General features: G+C 62.8%; 8 protein-coding genes and 3 pseudogenes. 3 read left to right on the top strand and 8 right to left on the bottom strand.

Annotated features, from left to right (window positions below):
- Positions 1-541: 541 nt before the first annotated feature.
- Positions 542-1,201, top strand: a pseudogene (locus HWX09_RS21730) (DNA polymerase Y family protein); the annotation flags it as partial.
- Positions 1,195-2,286, top strand: a pseudogene (locus HWX09_RS21725) (OB-fold nucleic acid binding domain-containing protein); the annotation flags it as partial. The pseudogenes HWX09_RS21730 and HWX09_RS21725, both read left to right, overlap by 7 nt.
- Before the next feature lie 31 nt (positions 2,287-2,317).
- Here the strand turns inward: HWX09_RS21725 and HWX09_RS21720 are convergent.
- Both HWX09_RS21720 and HWX09_RS21715 read right to left on the bottom strand, forming a co-directional pair.
- On the bottom strand, positions 2,318-2,698 hold the full coding sequence (locus tag HWX09_RS21720) for a hypothetical protein (RefSeq protein WP_143751682.1): 381 nt from the start codon (positions 2,696-2,698) through the stop codon (positions 2,318-2,320).
- Positions 2,699-2,723: 25 nt separating this feature from the next.
- On the bottom strand, positions 2,724-8,744 hold the full coding sequence (locus HWX09_RS21715) for an RHS repeat-associated core domain-containing protein (RefSeq protein ID WP_051421434.1): 6,021 nt from the start codon (positions 8,742-8,744) through the stop codon (positions 2,724-2,726).
- Between the two features lie 612 nt (positions 8,745-9,356).
- Here HWX09_RS21715 and HWX09_RS33990 point away from each other — a divergent pair.
- Positions 9,357-9,926, top strand: a pseudogene (locus HWX09_RS33990) (error-prone DNA polymerase); the annotation flags it as partial.
- A 272-nt stretch (positions 9,927-10,198) separates the two neighbouring features.
- Here HWX09_RS33990 and HWX09_RS21700 read toward each other — a convergent pair.
- The 6 genes from HWX09_RS21700 to HWX09_RS21675 form a co-directional block, all read right to left on the bottom strand.
- A complete protein-coding gene (locus HWX09_RS21700; protein ID WP_027786205.1) occupies positions 10,199-11,110 on the bottom strand; it encodes an amidohydrolase family protein in 912 nt (303 codons plus the stop codon).
- Positions 11,111-11,182: 72 nt separating this feature from the next.
- Entirely contained in the window at positions 11,183-12,106 is a 924-nt protein-coding gene (locus HWX09_RS21695) for an AEC family transporter (RefSeq protein WP_027786206.1), read from the bottom strand.
- A complete protein-coding gene (locus HWX09_RS21690; protein WP_027786207.1) occupies positions 12,058-13,215 on the bottom strand; it encodes an FAD-dependent oxidoreductase in 1,158 nt (385 codons plus the stop codon). Before HWX09_RS21690 ends, HWX09_RS21695 begins: the two co-directional genes overlap by 49 nt.
- Positions 13,205-13,555 (bottom strand): cupin domain-containing protein, encoded by a 351-nt coding sequence (locus tag HWX09_RS21685; RefSeq protein WP_051421435.1) that lies wholly within the window; start codon positions 13,553-13,555, stop codon positions 13,205-13,207. The genes HWX09_RS21690 and HWX09_RS21685 overlap by 11 nt, the downstream gene beginning before the upstream one ends.
- Positions 13,542-14,723 (bottom strand): CoA transferase, encoded by a 1,182-nt coding sequence (locus HWX09_RS21680; RefSeq protein WP_027786208.1) that lies wholly within the window; start codon positions 14,721-14,723, stop codon positions 13,542-13,544. Before HWX09_RS21680 ends, HWX09_RS21685 begins: the two co-directional genes overlap by 14 nt.
- Positions 14,720-16,315, bottom strand: a complete 1,596-nt coding sequence (locus HWX09_RS21675) for a methionine--tRNA ligase (RefSeq protein ID WP_027786209.1) — start codon at positions 16,313-16,315, stop codon at positions 14,720-14,722. The genes HWX09_RS21680 and HWX09_RS21675 overlap by 4 nt, the downstream gene beginning before the upstream one ends.
- Positions 16,316-16,320: the final 5 nt, after the last annotated feature.

The following is a 16,320-nucleotide window of genomic DNA, read 5'->3' as shown; positions in this document are numbered from 1 at the left end:
GGTGTCCGTTCGTGCGCTAATCGTGTCCAGTGATTTCGCTAATACGGGGCGGCGAACGTCAAGCTGAGGAAGCGAACGGCGATAAGGTCGCTGGCGAGGTATTTCATCGACATGCGTAAAATTCCCAGCGATGGTGTTGAAACGCGACATAGCCGCGCATCACGGCTCAATGTCGACAGACTCCCCTGCCTTGGAAAATAGGCATTAAAGTTGCGCCCCCTGTCTTCTGGACGCGAGGTATATTGTTGCGCACGCACCCACATTGTTGATCATCGGTTACGTGCACACCATGCTCTTGTCAGGAGCAACTTTCCTCATTACGCCGCTCATGAGCCACATCCGACATTGCAAGCTCTTGAAGGCGCATTAGCAAAATCTTCGCACATACATCCTCCCTTTGTTGCATTCTCGCAATGCGTGCGGACACGAAAGGAACATCGCTCTCAGCCTTTGCCGACGGCGCTACCACGGGCTTACCCGTTAGCAGTATCTGTGGTCACCGTTAGCAGAAACTTCGAACGGCAACAGCGGCCGCGTCGTGGCGCGCGAGCGCGAACTCGTGCTCGGCGTCGCCGACGCGTTGCTGCAGTTCACACCGAGCGTCGTCGACGCTGACGAAGCCGTGGTGCTGCTCGACGTGACGGCCAGCCTGCGCCTCTTTCACGGCATCCGCGCGCTGCGCCGGCGCGTGCGCGACGTCGTCGCGTCATTCGGCGTCTCCGCGGCGATTTCCGTCGCGTCCACCGGCCCGGCCGCATGGATAGTCGCCCGCGGCCTGCGCGGCGGCCTCGCGCTGTCCGCACGATCGTTGCGCCGCGCGCTCGCGCGCGTGCCGCTCGGCGTGGCGCCCGACGCGCGCCGGTACGCGACGTGGTTCGATGAACTCGGCTGCGAAACGCTCGCGGACCTACAGCGCCTGCTGCGCGCTGGCCTCAAGAAGCGGTGCGGCACGCAACTGCTCGACTGGCTCGACCAGGTCTCCGGCACCGCGCCGGCCGCGTATGACTGGCTCGACATGCCGCCGTCGTTCGACACGCGGGTCGAACTGATGGATCGCGTCGAGCACGCCGAGGCGCTGTTGTTCGTCGCGCGCCGGCTGATCCTGCAGCTGACGGGCTGGCTCACCGCGAAGCAGCTGGACGTCGCTGCGTTCGCGCTGCTGCTCGAGCACGAGCGCGGCCGCGACGCGATCGCGCCGACCAGCTGCGACGTGCGATGGCGGCCTGGAAACGCAAGGGAAGCTTGGAGCCGTATCACGAGCGCTTGGTGACCGGCATGCTCGCGCGCGGTTACGATCACGAATTCGCCGAGGCGATCTTCGCGCAGATCAAAGGCTTCGGCGACTACGGCTTCCCGAAGAGCCACGCGGCCAGCTTCGCCCTGCTCGTCTACTCGAGCGTGTGGTTGCGCCGGCACGAGCCGGCCGTATTCCTCGCCGCGCTGCTGAACAGCCAGCCGATGGGCTTCTACACGCCGTCGCAACTGCTGCAGGACGCGCGCCGGCGTGGTGTCGAGGTACTGCCCGTCGACGTGAATGTGAGCACGTGGGATTCTGCGATCGAAGGGCCGACTACATCGGCGCCCGTGCGGCTTGGCTTCTCGCTGCTGCGCGGCATGCGCGAAGACGTGGCCGGCCGCATCGAACTCGCGCGCGCGGTGCGACCGTTTGTTGACGTCGCGGATCTCGCGCGCCGAGCGCAGCTCGATCGGCAAGACCTGCAGGTGCTCGCGCGCGCGAACGCGCTGCGCACACTCGCCGGCGACAACCGGCGTGCCGCGCTCTGGCTGGCCGCCGCCGCCGTGCCCGAGCGGGATCTGCTGCGCGGCACCGAGCGCGACGACGCGGCGCCGGCGCTGCCGCAGGCCTCCGAAGGCATGGAGATCGTGACCGACTACAACGCGATGGGTTTCACGCTCGGCCGGCATCCGCTGGCGCTGCTGCGCGATCGCCTGGCGCTCGATCGTCTCCAGTCGGCCGAGCAGCTCGCGACACTGCGCAGCGGGCAGCTCGCGCGCGCATGTGGATTGGTCACGGTGCGCCAACGGCCGGGCACGGCCAACGGTGTGCTCTTCATGACGCTCGAGGACGAGACGGGCCAGGTGAACGTGATCCTGTGGCCCGGCCTGCTGGAGAAGTTTCGGAAGGAAGCGCTCGGCGCCGCGCTGCTCGCGGTCTACGGCGTATGGCAGGCGGAAGGCAAGGTGCGGCACCTGATCGCGAGCAAGCTCGTCGATCGGACCGAGTTGCTCGGCGCGTTACCGACGACGGCAAGGGAGTTTTGCTGATCTATCGCGTATTGTATTGAGTTGCTCCCGCTCAAATAGCGGATTGAAAACCGGAAAGATCGCTAGGACGCGGTTTACGTTGAACCGGCTTCGAATCAGGCCGAAGAAATTCCAGTTCTTTGATTTCTCCGTCAGTGATCCAAAGCATGACATTTACCACCGCACCGTCGGAGTCGATCCCCGACGCCTCAATAAATCCATTCAGATTTGGACGGATAACTTGTTTTCTAATTGCATGGTAACTCTGGCCAAACCCAATCTTCAGAATGGTGTCGTCGCCATTGAATGACACCACCCTCTCCATCTGCTCGATTTGAGCTGAAAATAAGGTATCCCCAGGGAATGCATGATCAAGCAGAACTCTTATTAGTTCGATTTCGTTATCGCGGATAGCCCATTCATCATTCAACATATAATCACCCTAAAAAATATGACCCTCATCTTCCAATATTACGGCCATCGTCAGGATGAATCGTCCCTAAATTAATGTTTCCATTTGGAAGAACAAAGCTTCGAACGTTGTAGTTTATGCCGTCCACGGTCATGCCAAAGCTAGTGCCCCCCACGAAGCCGGGCGACAAAGCAATCCCAATCGCCGCCCCAGAAACCGCGTTAACTCTATCCGCCCCTACACGATCGATATAATGACTCTGATTAGTAATAACCCCCGCAACTAGTTCCCCTTCCCCGAAAGTGGTCCCAGTCATACCGGTCGGATCCGCACGATTTGCGGGATTGTTCCCTACATATGCATACAGATTCTGGTCATCTTGATAGCCTACCGGATCGATCTGAAAAAAACGTCCCGCCCCCGGCGAATAAAACCTCGCTTTATAGTAGTACAGGGCTAGCGAACCAATGAACTGCTGCCCCGTGTACCGGAAACGAATACCACTCGTCGCGTTCGGCTCGCCAAACGGGCCGTACGTATAGGCCGCCGTCTTGGCTCCCGCTGCATTGGCCGTCGCGACAATGCTACCAAGATGATCCGTGTACAACCAACTCTTGTTCGAAGTCCCCGAACCCTCGTACCAGACGAGCGGGTTGTCAACGTCCAAGCCATGAAGGTAGCGCCTCAGGATATTGCCTGACGAATCGTATTCGGCAACGAGTCGTGTCCCGTCGTAGAGCATATTGGTAGTAATACTTCCGAAAAGCCCGTTCGGCTCGACGGTCTGCCTCAGGCGCCCGTCCGCATCGTAGGATAGACCGACCGTCGAAAACAAACCGGTGCTTCCGGAGACGAGGCGATTGTCGAGATCGTAGCTGTAGGTCCAGCCGCCATAGCTCGTCACGTTCCCGTTGTTGTCGTACCCGACAGAGCCTCCAGCAGCAGTCGTGTAACGATTCAGGCCATCCGCGGTAAAGCTCTGACTGCCGGTCGTTCCACCACTCCACTGATATGCGAGGTTACTCGGTGTGACGCTACTCACGTCCAGAACTTGATTTCGTGCATATGTGAACTGCACCTGATCGCTAGGCGCAGTCAGTAGGTTGGTCAGCGTCGCGAGGCCGCCTTGATTGTCGTACCCGCGTTGAACCGACGTTCCGTTTCCGAAAGAGAGCGTAACTGCCCGGCTCAGGTCGTCGTAGGTGTACGTCGCTAGTGCGGTGCTTCCGTTCTCCTTGATCACGCTCGGCCGATTCAGCGCATCGTAGCTAGTAGTCGTGTTGAACCCATCTGGCCATGTCGTCTGTGTCCGGTTTCCTGCGGCATCGTACTGGAAACTGAGTGTCCTTCCACCCGCGGTCGTGTTGAGCAACCGACCCGCATTGTCCCAGGCATAGGACACTGCGTAGCTGCCATTCGCGTACTGCGACGCGGTGCGTAGTCCGCGCAGGTCATAACCGAACTGAACATTGTTTGCACTGTTCGGATAGCTACGTGCGGTCAAGCGATTCAGGTTGTCCCAAGTCTGGGTGATCGTGTCTCCGCTACGTTTGCGGATGGTGACCACGTTGCCGTTCGGATCGTAGGTGTACCCGTCGTAATCATTGCTGTTCGCCGAGCCCGGTGAGTTGGGCATTGGGTAGTACCGGTTCGTCAGGCGATCGAATCCGTTGTATGCATAGACGGTCAGATTATTCTTCGCGTCAGCACTCAAATTGAGCTTACCGTTCGGCGTATAGGTGTACTGCACATAGTTTTGCTGTTGCGCCGTGCCAGTCGCCTTCTGGATCGTGTTGATGGAGTCGTCAACGTTGTACACCGTCGTCGTGACTCTGTTCCCGCCATCTGCAGCCGCGAGATACTGGGTTTGCTGATATGGCCGATCGAGATCGTCATACGCGGTGTCCGTGATCGGCACCGGAGCAGCCTCGGATGGGCAGGTTGTCGCCGATGCAGTCAACGAAGGCCCCCATGCCCGGATAACCTTTCCGGTCGCGCTGTACCGCGAACAATTTGTTAACCATTGAGCGCCGATCTGCCGGGCGACAGCAATCGGCCGGCCGTCTGCGTCATAGGTGGTTTGAGATTGCTTCCCAAGCGCATCCGTGACGACGCTCGGGCGTCGTTCACTATCATAGCTCGTCGTAATCGTATCGATCACGTCAGTGCGCGGTCCGTCAACCACTGTCAGGTTGCCGATGTCGTCGTAGGTGTAGGTTGTTGTGAGATTCAGCGTCCCAGTGCCGGCGTCGACTGTCGTGGTCGCGGGTACTTCATGGTGCGCCCAATCATAGGTCCTCGTTGTCGCGGTGGTATTGGATGCGCTCGTCTTTACCGTTGTCTTCGCCAGCAGATACATCGTGGGAAAGCCCGTAGGTGTCCACGAGTAATAATCGTAGGCGGTCCACGGCGCTACCCCGCTCGCGTCAACTGGCGAGGTTACGGTCGCGATGTCGCCCCAGGGGGCGTAGGTGTACGTCGTGGTATTGCTTCGCGCATCGGTTTCTGTTGCAACTTTGTTGTATGCACTCTCGTAGGTGAAGCTTCGAACAAGTGGTGCGAGACCAGAACCGGGCGGTGCGAACTGCGTGATCGACTTCACATTTTGCGTACAACGCTTTTCGGTGCTCGCGCACGTTGCATCGTCGTAGGTGTACGAAAACCCATTGCCCTGTGGCAGCGTCTTGGTGATCAACCGTCCCTGCCCGTCATAGGCGAATTGGGTGACGTTGAATAGGGGGTCCGCTTGCTGTAACACATTCCCAAGCACATCAAGATAGCTGAGCCTCGTGATACCACCCGGTGCTAATTCAACAGCTCGCGATCCGGCGAAGTAGTAGCTGTACGTTTTGCCACGCGCATTCGTCTGGGTCTGGACTCGTCCCAGGCTGTCATAGACATTTGTGACGCCCGCGGCGGACGGGAAGCTTGGGTAAAAGATTTGCGTCATCTGACCTGGCAACCCATAGCCGTAGGTCGTACTCTTCGACATCGTGTCGGTGAAGGTCGTCAGATTGCCATTCGTGTCGTAGCCATATTGGACGGTTCGAGCACCGTCGGAGACCTGGCTGATCCGTCCGTTCGTGTAGCTGAAATTTAGCGTGCGCCAGAAGCCGTTGCTCACGCTGGTCAGGTTGTTTCCGGAATAGCTGTAGTTGACCTGCGTACCGTTCCCGTCCTTGTAGGTATCGATGTTCCCCGACGAGTTGAAGTGAATCGCATTGTGGTGAACAGTATCGTAGCTGTACGTCCCATCCCCGTTCAGTATCAGTTTCGACGAATTTCCAGGGGGCGGGTTGTAGCTGCCGTCCGGCAACTTCACGAACACCTCGCCATTCAGACCTTGTGTAACGATCACGGTATTGTTGATCAGCTGATCACCGAACCACCGCTGCCCCAGAGTCGCAATGACCATCTTCTCAATAGGATGTGACGAATCCGCAAGCAAATCCACCGACGCCTTCATCTCGACCAACGCAGCTACTGCATCGAGTGCAGAATCTTCGCCCATCCCCTGATAACCGTCCGAATTTACTTTCGCGGTCACATTGAAATTGTGTGCCCAGCCCTTCCCCAGAACACTGTCCTGATTCTTGGCGCTCGAACTGTACATGCGTCTGAAGGTGAGGCGTTGCGGAAAGGCCCCCACCCCTGACGAAAGGTCATCTCGGTTGTACGTAAAATTACCGGCCACTAGACCGATCGGGTCGCCGACGTAATTGAGTGGCTCGCCTTGGAGGGGCGCCCCAATTTGGATGGCGCCATTATTGAGCACAGTGACCGGAAGGTTGTACATCGAGAGCGGAAACGGCGCCGCGAGCAGCGCCAGCGGGGAAAGCGTGGACAGATATTGACCGAGGGTCATGAACCCACCGGCGAGGTTTCCTTTGATCATCGAGCCCAAAATGTTTGGGCCAAGAAAATAGTAACCCGCACCGGTCCAACTATTCTCAGTAATATCGCAGTGTTGCGGCAATATCAGGTTGTATCCGGCAGCGAGGTAGTTACTGAATGTTCCGAAATATGCGCTGCAATTCACGAGATTCGGCTGTACCGCGCTCGCGTAGTTTGCTGAGGTCGCGTTGTAAATTGGCTGCCCAGCAGCTGCCGCCAGATCAATGAGTTTCACTGTCGAAGCGGCCGAGATAGTGCTGACCTGCTGAACTACGGTCGATTCGAGGATGCTTGAATGCATCCCCGATTGATACAACGCAAGCGGCTCCTTCGTCGAGTCTCCGGCAACGTTGGCGAGCCCAACCAACCCGCCCGGCAAATCAACGTAGGAGGACGCGCCGGTATAACCGGCTACGCCGACATCGTGATATAGCAAGATCGAGGTGCCAGAAAGGCGTTCGCTCAAGTAGTAGGCCTGCGAAGTCTGGCCGAGCCACTGAGCGGCAAGCAGGGCCAACGTGGTACCCCCGACCGCGTCCGATGTATCAGGGACGCCGGATGCTCGCAAATTGCCAAGTGACGTTTGGAAGAAGTTCGCGAGGCCGCGACTAGTTGGTCCCCATGCATCGGAAATCGCAAAGACATTCCCCGGTTTCGCGACGATCGTCTGCGTGACGGTCTGGTCAGCGCCTGTTGTTCCGAACGCATTATGGGTAACGACCATCGTGAGGGTCGTGTTCGAGCCAACAGTCGGCGCGATTCCGGGACTGCCAACAGCGTTACCATCCAAACTGAGGATTGGCTGATTCGACGCGTTATACGTAATAGTTAGACGATGCCCATAGATTGCATCGGACGTATATGTTTGGTCTATCCCTTGATACTGGATCCTCAGTGTCACCTTCATTGACGTCGGAACGTCTGTAACATCCCGCAAAGGGTATGCAGTATTCTGCAGAGGGGGCGCCGTATAGTGCGGAATCGCGCCGTAGAGCAGATCGATCGATTTGCCACTCACCACATCATCGATTGTGGCCGTTGGCATGTTCGCGCGCAGATACGCCGCAAGGTTGTTGGCGTATGTTGTGAGGTTATTCCGGATGTTTGTCCGATTGAGATTCTGGACGTAATTGGCGGTGATCGTCGCACCACTCGTGGCGGAACTGAGATACGCGGCCGCGTTGTACCCGGTCGTACTCGCGCTGGCGAGATCGATACCCGTCTTGAACGTGTGAGTCTTGAAGCTGGGATCGAAGTAATAGGACGTACCGTTGATGACCGTTTTCACCCAGACATGGCCAACGGACACATCGACGAGTGCCGACGTGTTGCCTGGGCATTGTCCTGGATTCACCGCTGTCGTCGCATAGACGGGGATTCCACCCACACCCAACAGGTGGATGGCCGCACAGACATTCGACGTGTCAATGCCGTAAAGGGAATTGAGCTGAGCCGCGGTGTACTTGATCACACCTGTCGTGAAACTTGCGGTGTAACCGGATGCTCGCAGGAGGTCGACCATCAGCATGGCTTGATCGTAGACCGTCCCGTAGTTGTCCAATACGGTGCCGAACGAGCCTTTCTGGGTACCGTAGATCGGATAGACCTCGGCATTGTTGTGGACGTACTGATAGATGACGTCCGGGTTGTAATTCAGAGCACGCGCCAGCTCAGCGATCGACGCCGGACCTTGAGGACTCGCGTTTCCACCGGCGCTCAAGGCATGCGTCTTGGTGTCGCGTGTTGAGGGAGAAACGGTCTTCGTTTCTATCGCTGCGCCTTGATTGACTGTGGGTGAAAGTACGACTCGCCTGCGAGATTGCTCCCAATCCTCGCCCGAAATCGGGAACAAGTTAGCGGCATTTCTCCCAGGTCCCTTCATGTTGGCGAGAGCCGAAAGGCGTTCTGCCGAATACGCGATCGCGGGCTTCCCGCTCGAGAAGGTCACCGGTTGCCCCACCCCGGTGGAAGATGGTTCTTTTCCAACGTAGTGCTTTCCGGCCTTCGCAGTTGGTTGCACGCCCAACATCCTCTCGGCTGGCGTCTTTTTGGCGACCGGTGGCAAGGCAGATTGCATTGGGGCAGCGAGGCTATGAGGTCCCGTCACCATTAGACCGCTCAGAAGGACGACACCGACCGAAGTACGGAAAACGACGCGCAGCAACCTGGACATTGCATCCCCTCGACAAAAACCATCACTTCGGATTACGAAATAGATAGATTCGACGCATGCGATTCGTGCGCTGCGCGACGACGCAATAGGACGCTATGGGGATGTGGTGGAGACAGACGTACGGTTACCCGCTGCGTCGTAGTTGTAGATAACTGTTGTGGTACTGGACCCGTTATTGAAAACGGCCTTTGTCAATCGGCCCAGTGGATCATATGTGTAGCTGATGGAACCGGAGGTTGCGACAGCGCTGACACCAATCAGCGCCAGAGCCATAGCTCCTCGGATGAAAGAGTGCGCTACTCCCCTGCCCTGGCGACGGCCAAGCTGGAATTTCGGATGACGCATGTTGCCCCCGGATGCACCTGTCGTACTGATAGGTCACAAAGTGCACAAGGCAAAAAAATGACAGTTTCCCTACGCCTATTTTGCACTTCGGCTCTCACAAGCTCTTATTCTGAAACATTTTGAAATAAACATATCAAAGCATTGCGTTCCCCGATACCTAGGGTATACGCGCGCCCAATTGAAGACCTCGATCGATATCAATTCCTATAGCCATGCGAGGAGCGTGCAAGTTCCGCGTCGCCGTGTGGCCCATGCGATCGATTGAGTTTTTTCAAACCCTCTAAGCTGCTGCAGGACGCGCGACGTCATGGCGTCCAGGTGCTGTCCGTCGACGTGAACGTGACCAAGGGGGCCCCACGATCGAAGGGCTGACCGTATCGGAGCCAGTGCGGCTTAGCTTCTCGCTGCTGCTGGGCATGCGCGAAGCCGTGGCCCGCACACGCCGCGCGACCGTTCGTCGACGTCGCAGATCTCGCGCGCCGAGCCCAGCCCGACCGGCACGACCTGCAGGTGCATGCGCGCGCTAACGCGCTACGCTCGCTCGCCAGTGGCAATCGGCGTGCCGCGCTCTGGCTGGCGGCCGCCGCAGTGCCCGATCGGGATCTGCTGCGCGGCGCCGAGCGCGACGACGCGGTGCCGGCGCTGCCGCAGGCTTCCGAAGGCAAAGAGATCGTGACCGACTACAACGCGATTGGCTTCACGCTCGGCCGGCACCCGCTGGCGCTACTGGGCGATCGCCTGGCGCTCGATCGTCTGCAGTCAGCTGAGTAGCTCGCGACCCTGTGGAGCGGGCAACTCGCGCGTGCATGCGGTCTGGTCACGGTGCGGCAACGGCCGGCCACGGTCAACGACATAACGTTTCCGCATCGAAGCACACTCAACATAGGGGTGCAAGCGCATCGGATATGCAAACAAGCGAACGGCGCTTCAACGAGGACGAGGGCTCGCCCGTGTATCCGATTTTATGAAAGCGGAGACGACGTAATATCGCGTCGCGCTTCATTCGGATCGGCAGATCTATTACTTGGGCTGCGCCTACCCGACGCATTTGGGAGTCGTCGGCGTTGCCTAGTACCGCCTGCCGCTAAGGAAAGCGCTCCCGAGGAAAATCACAGTTCCACGTTAAATCGATACAAAGCCGCAGGCGTATCTACCATCACCTGCCGGAAGCCGGCCTCGTCCGGCAGCAGCGTCGCCAGATACCGGTACGCGAGCGTATCGTCGACGGCCTTCTCGTATCCGACATGCGGCCAGTCGCTGCCCCACACGAGCCGCTGCGTACCGAACGCGTCGCGCAGCGCGCGCATCGCCGTCAGCCCGGACGCCTGCCAGCGGTCGGGGCGGTCGTTCCGGTAGGCGCCCGACACCTTGACCCAGACGCGCTTGCTTGCCGCCGTCGTCAACAGATAGCGGAAGCCGGGATCGTCGATCCCGAGCCGCGGATCGGGCCGGCCGAAATGGTCGAGCGAGACGTCGACGCCCGCATCGAGTAGCGGCGGCATCAGCCCCGGCAATCGAGCGGCCTCCGCATGCAGCTCGACTTGCCAGCCATGCGCGCGCAGCAGCGGAAACAGCGCGCGCCACGCCGCACCCGCGAAATCCGGATCGCGTTCGCCGATCAGGTTCAGCCGGATGCCGCGCACGCCGAGCGGCGTCCATGCGGCAACCTGCTCCGCATCGCGCGCGGGATCGATCACGACGATGCCGCGCAAACGGGCGGGTTGCGCGCGCAGCGCGGCAAGCAGATAGCGGTTGTCGGTGCCCAGAAAGCTCGGCTGGATCAGCACGCCATTCGACATGCCGTGCCGGTCGAGCATCGCGAGGTACTGGTCGAGCGACGCGTCGTACGTGATCGTGTAGCGATGGCCCGGCACGAGCGGCAGCGACTTCAGGAACACGTGCGCGTGCGCGTCGACACCGGTAACCGTCCGCCGATCCGGCGTCGTGCCGGCGCATCCGCCCAGCACTTCGGCCATTGCGATGCCGGCGAGTGCGCGGTTGAACGACCGCCTCGAAATCATGGGTGTCTCCTGGTTTTTTTTCGATTGAGGGTGAACGGCGCGGCCCCGCCGGTCGCGAGGCGGCACATCAGCCTACATCGTGCGCGCGACGAGGAATATCGGGACGAACGACAGCACCGTCGACAGCGCGACAACGAACGCCATCAGCCGATGGTTGCCGCCGTACTGCGTGGACAGCACGTACGAGTTGCTCGCGCACGGCAGCACCGAATAGAGCAGGATCAGGTTCCCGGACAACGGCGTCACGGCGAATGCCTTGGTCGCGGTCAGCGCGAGCAGCGGAAAGCCGACCAGCCGGATCGCGGTGGTCACGAGCCCCGCGCGCACGAGTGCCGCCTCCTTGCGCGGCAGCGGCAGTCGCAGCGCGGCACCCACGCAGATCAGGCTCAACGGCAGCGCGGCGCCGCCGAGCACGTCGACGGTCTGGTCCACGGCGGCGGGCAGACGCCAGCCGGTCAGGTTCAGCACGATCCCGAACGCGCTCGCGACGATCAGCGGATTCGCCGCCACCTTGCCGACGATCCGCACGAGCCCGCGGCCGCCGGTCTGGCCATGCTCGAACGACAACAGCACGAGCGTATTCGAGATCGCGACCATGTACGCGACGACGACCGCCGCGATCCCGTAGTCCGCGCGGCTCAGTAGCCCCGACGCGACCGACAGGAAGATGTAGCTGTTGAAGCGGATCGAGCCCTGGACGATCGACGTGAACGACGCGTGCGGCACCGCACACCATCGGCAGCCGAGCACGACGGCGGCCAGCACCGCGAGCGTGAGCCCCGTCAGCAGCACGATCGTCGATTTCGACGACGCGTCGAGCGGGCCGGCCAGACCGATTGAATGCACGAGGAAGGCGGGAAACAGCACGTAGTGGGTGAGCTTTTCGGCGGACGGCCAGAATGCCGCATCGACCAGCGCGAGGCGGCGCACGGCGATGCCGATGCAGATCAGGGCAAAGGCGGGTGCGACGGCGACCCAGGCGAGTTCGGTATGCATGGCTGGAAGGATTCGGTGAGGGAAGCAGCAGGTTTATCTGCCCCGCTGCAAAGCGGTGGCTCGGGTGCGGTCGTCGCGGCATCGGGTTCGAACGGCAGCCCGACGGCGGCGAGCGCCTCGTACGCGAGGGCCGGCGCGAAGCGCACGCCGGAGCCCGACGCGCCGGCCACCGCGCAGCCATCGGGGCCGATCGGCGCGACGCGCGGATTGCGGTCGGCCGTGTACCCGTCGACCGCCGTACGCGCGGCGAGATGCGCATCGCGCAGGCCCGGGAAATGACGGTCGAGTAGCGCGTGCGCGTGCGCGCGCTCATCGGCGCTCGGCGCGACGCGCGCGCCGGCGGCGCAGCCCCACGCGTGCGACGTGATGCTCAACAGCCAGCCGCGCCGCGCATGTACCGGGGCGAGAAAGGCCTGCGCGTCGGGCAGGTAGACGACCGGCGCATCCGCCGGCGGCGGCCAGCCGCGGCCGTCGACATCGAACGCGACGATCTTCTTCGTGACGATGTCGATTCCCGCGTCGACGCCGGCTTCGCCGTCGATGGCGGGCCACGGGCCGCTGGCGCGGATCAGCCGGTCGGCGCGCAGCGTCACGCCGTGGGCGACGACGGTCCAGCCGCCGGGATCGTGCGTCACGTGCGTGACCGGCACATCGAAGCGCTCGACCGCGTGTGCGCCCGTCAGGTAGTGCGCGACCAGCCGCGGCACGTCGACCAGCCACGCGCGGCCGCCGCGCCACAGGCGCGCGCCGGCCGGCAGCGCGCCGAGCGGTGTGGCGCCGGGGTCCGGCCGATCATCGGCTACCGGCGGCACGAGCAACGGGCCGCCCGCGTCGGGTGCGGACGCGACGAAGGCGAACGGCGCGGCACGCACGCAGCATCCGGCCTGCGCCCATGCACCGTAGTACGCGTGCGCGACCAGCGATCGCGCGCGACGCTCGCCGCTGCCGCAGAACGGCGTAACCACGCCGGCCGACAGCGCCGTGGCCGTCTGCACGGCCGGCCGCGCATCGAAAACGGCGATGCGCAGCGCGCCCGCATGCCGGGCCGCGACGTGCGCGATCGTCGCCCCCGTCACGCCTGCGCCGATGATCGCGAGATCAAACCGCATCGGCCTGCCACCAGACGGTGCTGATCACGAGCGGCGTCGCGCCGTCGTTCTGCACCTGGTGCGAGCGGTGCGATTCGAAATACAACACGTCGCCGGCCCGCACGCGCACGGGTTCGCCGTCGTAGGTCAGCCGGCCGCTGCCCTGCGCGATCATCCAGCATTCGCGTACCGCGTGAACATCCAGCCGCGACGTGCAGTTCGGCTCGACCGTAAACAGGCCGCCGCGAAACGGAATCTCGCCATCGCCGAGCCCGGCGAAATCGGCCTGGCGCAACACGACGCCCGGCACATGCGACTCCGGCGCCAACGCGTCGACGTGCGGAAACTTACGCGCGTTCATCGTGCACCTCCGCGCCGACGAGGCCCAGTTCCGCGAGAATCGCGTCGCGGTCGCGATCGAGCGCCGGCGCCGCCCGGCGCGTGGCCGGGTCGGGGCAGCCCGAAATCTTGATCGGCGTCCCGACGAGCCGGTACGGACCGACGTCGGGATCGTCGACGTCGATCAGCATGTTGCGCGCGGCCGTCTGCGGATGAACGACAGCCTGGTCGACCCGGTTGATCGGGCCGGCCGGCAGGCCCGCGCGCGCGAACCGTTCGCACCAGGCCGCGACTCCGTGCGCCGCCAGCAGCCCGTTGAGCGTGCGTTCGAGTTCGGCCTCGTGATCCTTGCGCGCCTCGCTGCCCGCGAAGCGCGGGTCGGCCGCGAGCGCCGGCACGCCGAGCGCGTCGCACAGCAGCCGGAACAGCTTGTCGTTGCCGGCCGCGATGATGAGCGGGCCGTCCGCCGCGCGGTAGACGCCGAACGGCGGGGCGATCGCCGGCCGATAGCTGCCGACCGGCCCCGTGACCTCGCCGGTCGCGAAGTAACGGCCGATGAAATATTCCATCAGCGCGAGCTGGCAGTCGAACATGCCGATGTCGACCTTCGAGCCCAGCCCGGTGCGCCCGCGCCGCACGAGCGCCATCAGCAGCCCGGTCGTCAGGAACAGGCCGGCCGCCAGGTCGCCGATCGACGGCCCGACCCGCACGGGCATACGCCCGGGCTCGCCCGTCACGCTCATGATCCCGCCGAGCCCCTGGACGATCATGTCGTACGCACGGTGATCGCGAAACGGGCCGGTATGGCCGAAGCCCGACGCGCTGCCGTAGATCAGGCGCGGGAAACGCGCGTGCAGCGTGTCCCAGTCGTAGCCGATGCGCGCCATCGTACCGGGCCGGAAATTCTCGGTGACGACGTCGGCCTTTTCGAGCAGCGCGTCGAGCACGCGGCGATCGGACGGATCCTTCAGATCGAGCGCGATGCTCTCCTTGCCGCGGTTGAGCGACGCGAAATACGCGGACTTGCCGCCGTACCACGGGCCGTACGCGCGTGCATCATCGCCGGTCGACGGCCGTTCGACCTTGATCACGCGCGCGCCGTGATCAGCCAGCAACATCGTGCAGAACGGGCCGGCCAGCACGCGCGTCAGGTCGACGATCAGCAATCCTTCGAGTGCGCCTTCCATCATGCGACCTCCCGCATGCCGGGCGGCAGGACCGCCGCCAGATCTCCCGGCGTAATCGGGTCGAAGTTCGCCAGCGGCGTGACGACCGGCGACGACAATCGTGCGAAGTCGCCCGCGTTCGGCTCGCCGCGCAACCCGAGCGCCCGCCACGCGGTCTGCGCGAGCGCCGGCATCAGCGGCCAGGCGAGCAGCGCGAAACCCTTGGTCCAGCCGTACAGGTCGCCGGCCGCGCGCGCGCCGTCGAAGCGCGCGCTCCAGCGCTCGACGATGCCGGCCATCGCCGTCGGGTCGAACGTCGCGAACTCCATCGCTCGCCGCGCGTCGCGCCATGCCGCCTCCGCTGCCCGTACCGTCTCGTCGGTCGGCACCCGCGCGGCAAGCGGTCCGCCGATTGCCTCGGCCACATGCCGCCGCACCGTCGCGTACGGCCCGTTCACGAACCGGCAGAACGCATCGCGGTCGAAGTCCGTGCGCCCGGCAACCGGATTGGTCGACGCGACGAAGCCCCGCACCGCATCGGCCGGCACGCGCGTGCGCGCCGCGAGATCCTCGACCCAGATCGCCCAACGCAGGCTCGTCGAGAACTTGCGCCCTTCCAGCGTGTAGAAATGATTGATCACGAAACGGTCGAACGGCTTCGACACGCCGTCGGCCATCGCCATCGCCTGGATGCCGACCAGATGCGACACGCAGTTGTCGATCCCGAAGCCGTTGACGGTGATCACGTCCGAATCGCGATCGAACGGGTTGGCGCGCAGCCCGTGCCTGCGCGCGTAGAGATCGCCGACGAAGCGGATCGCGCCGAACAGCAGCCCGTGCCCGAACAGCGTACGCGGGTCGCCGTCCAGCACATACGGCAACCCCCAGCCGGCATGGCTCGTCAGGCGGAAACGCGCGCCGTCGCGCGCCAGATGGCGGCGCGCGATATCGACGAACACCGGCGCGGTCTCGGTGCCCACCAGTTGCGCGACCAGCGCGGCCGGGTCCGCGATGTCGAAGAACAGGTTGTCCTGCTCGCGCATCGCGAGCGGCTCGCCCCAGCGTGCCGACGGTTCGCGCACGTCTTCCGGCTGGAAATGCGCGCCGCAGTCCTCGCAGAAGAATCCCGACACGTCGCGCGCGCACTGCGGGCAATGGCCCAGCAGAAAACTGCCGGTCACGTATGCGTCGCGCGCGGCCGAATACGGCATGCGTTCGCGCACCGTCGACACGCGCCGTTGCGCGGCCAGCCGTGCGACGAGCCCGTCATGCGCGGTGAGGTACGCGTCGTGATGCGCATCGCCGAGCGGATCGACGAACAGGTCGACGTCGATGTTCATGTTGGCGAGATCGTCGACGATGCCAGCGCAGCTCTGCCGCGCGAGCGCCGCCGCGTTGATGCCGGCCTGCCCGGCGCGCAGCGGGATGTAGGAATCGTACGGGTCGCTCGCGCATGCGATGCGCGCGACCTCGCCGCGGCTGCGCAGATGGCGCGCAAGCATGTCGAGCCGCAGGTACGGGCCCGCGATATGACCGAGGTGCAGGCGCCCGTTCGGCGCCGGCATCGCGGGGACGAGCAGATAATGGCGCGGGTCGCGGATCGTGTCGATCGGCATGATGG

This window comes from Burkholderia sp. BCC1208 (assembly GCF_902833095.1).
In the GTDB taxonomy this organism is placed as follows: Bacteria; Pseudomonadota; Gammaproteobacteria; order Burkholderiales; family Burkholderiaceae; genus Burkholderia.
Note: the sequence above shows the minus strand (reverse complement) of the source record. Positions and strands in the feature narration are given on the sequence as shown.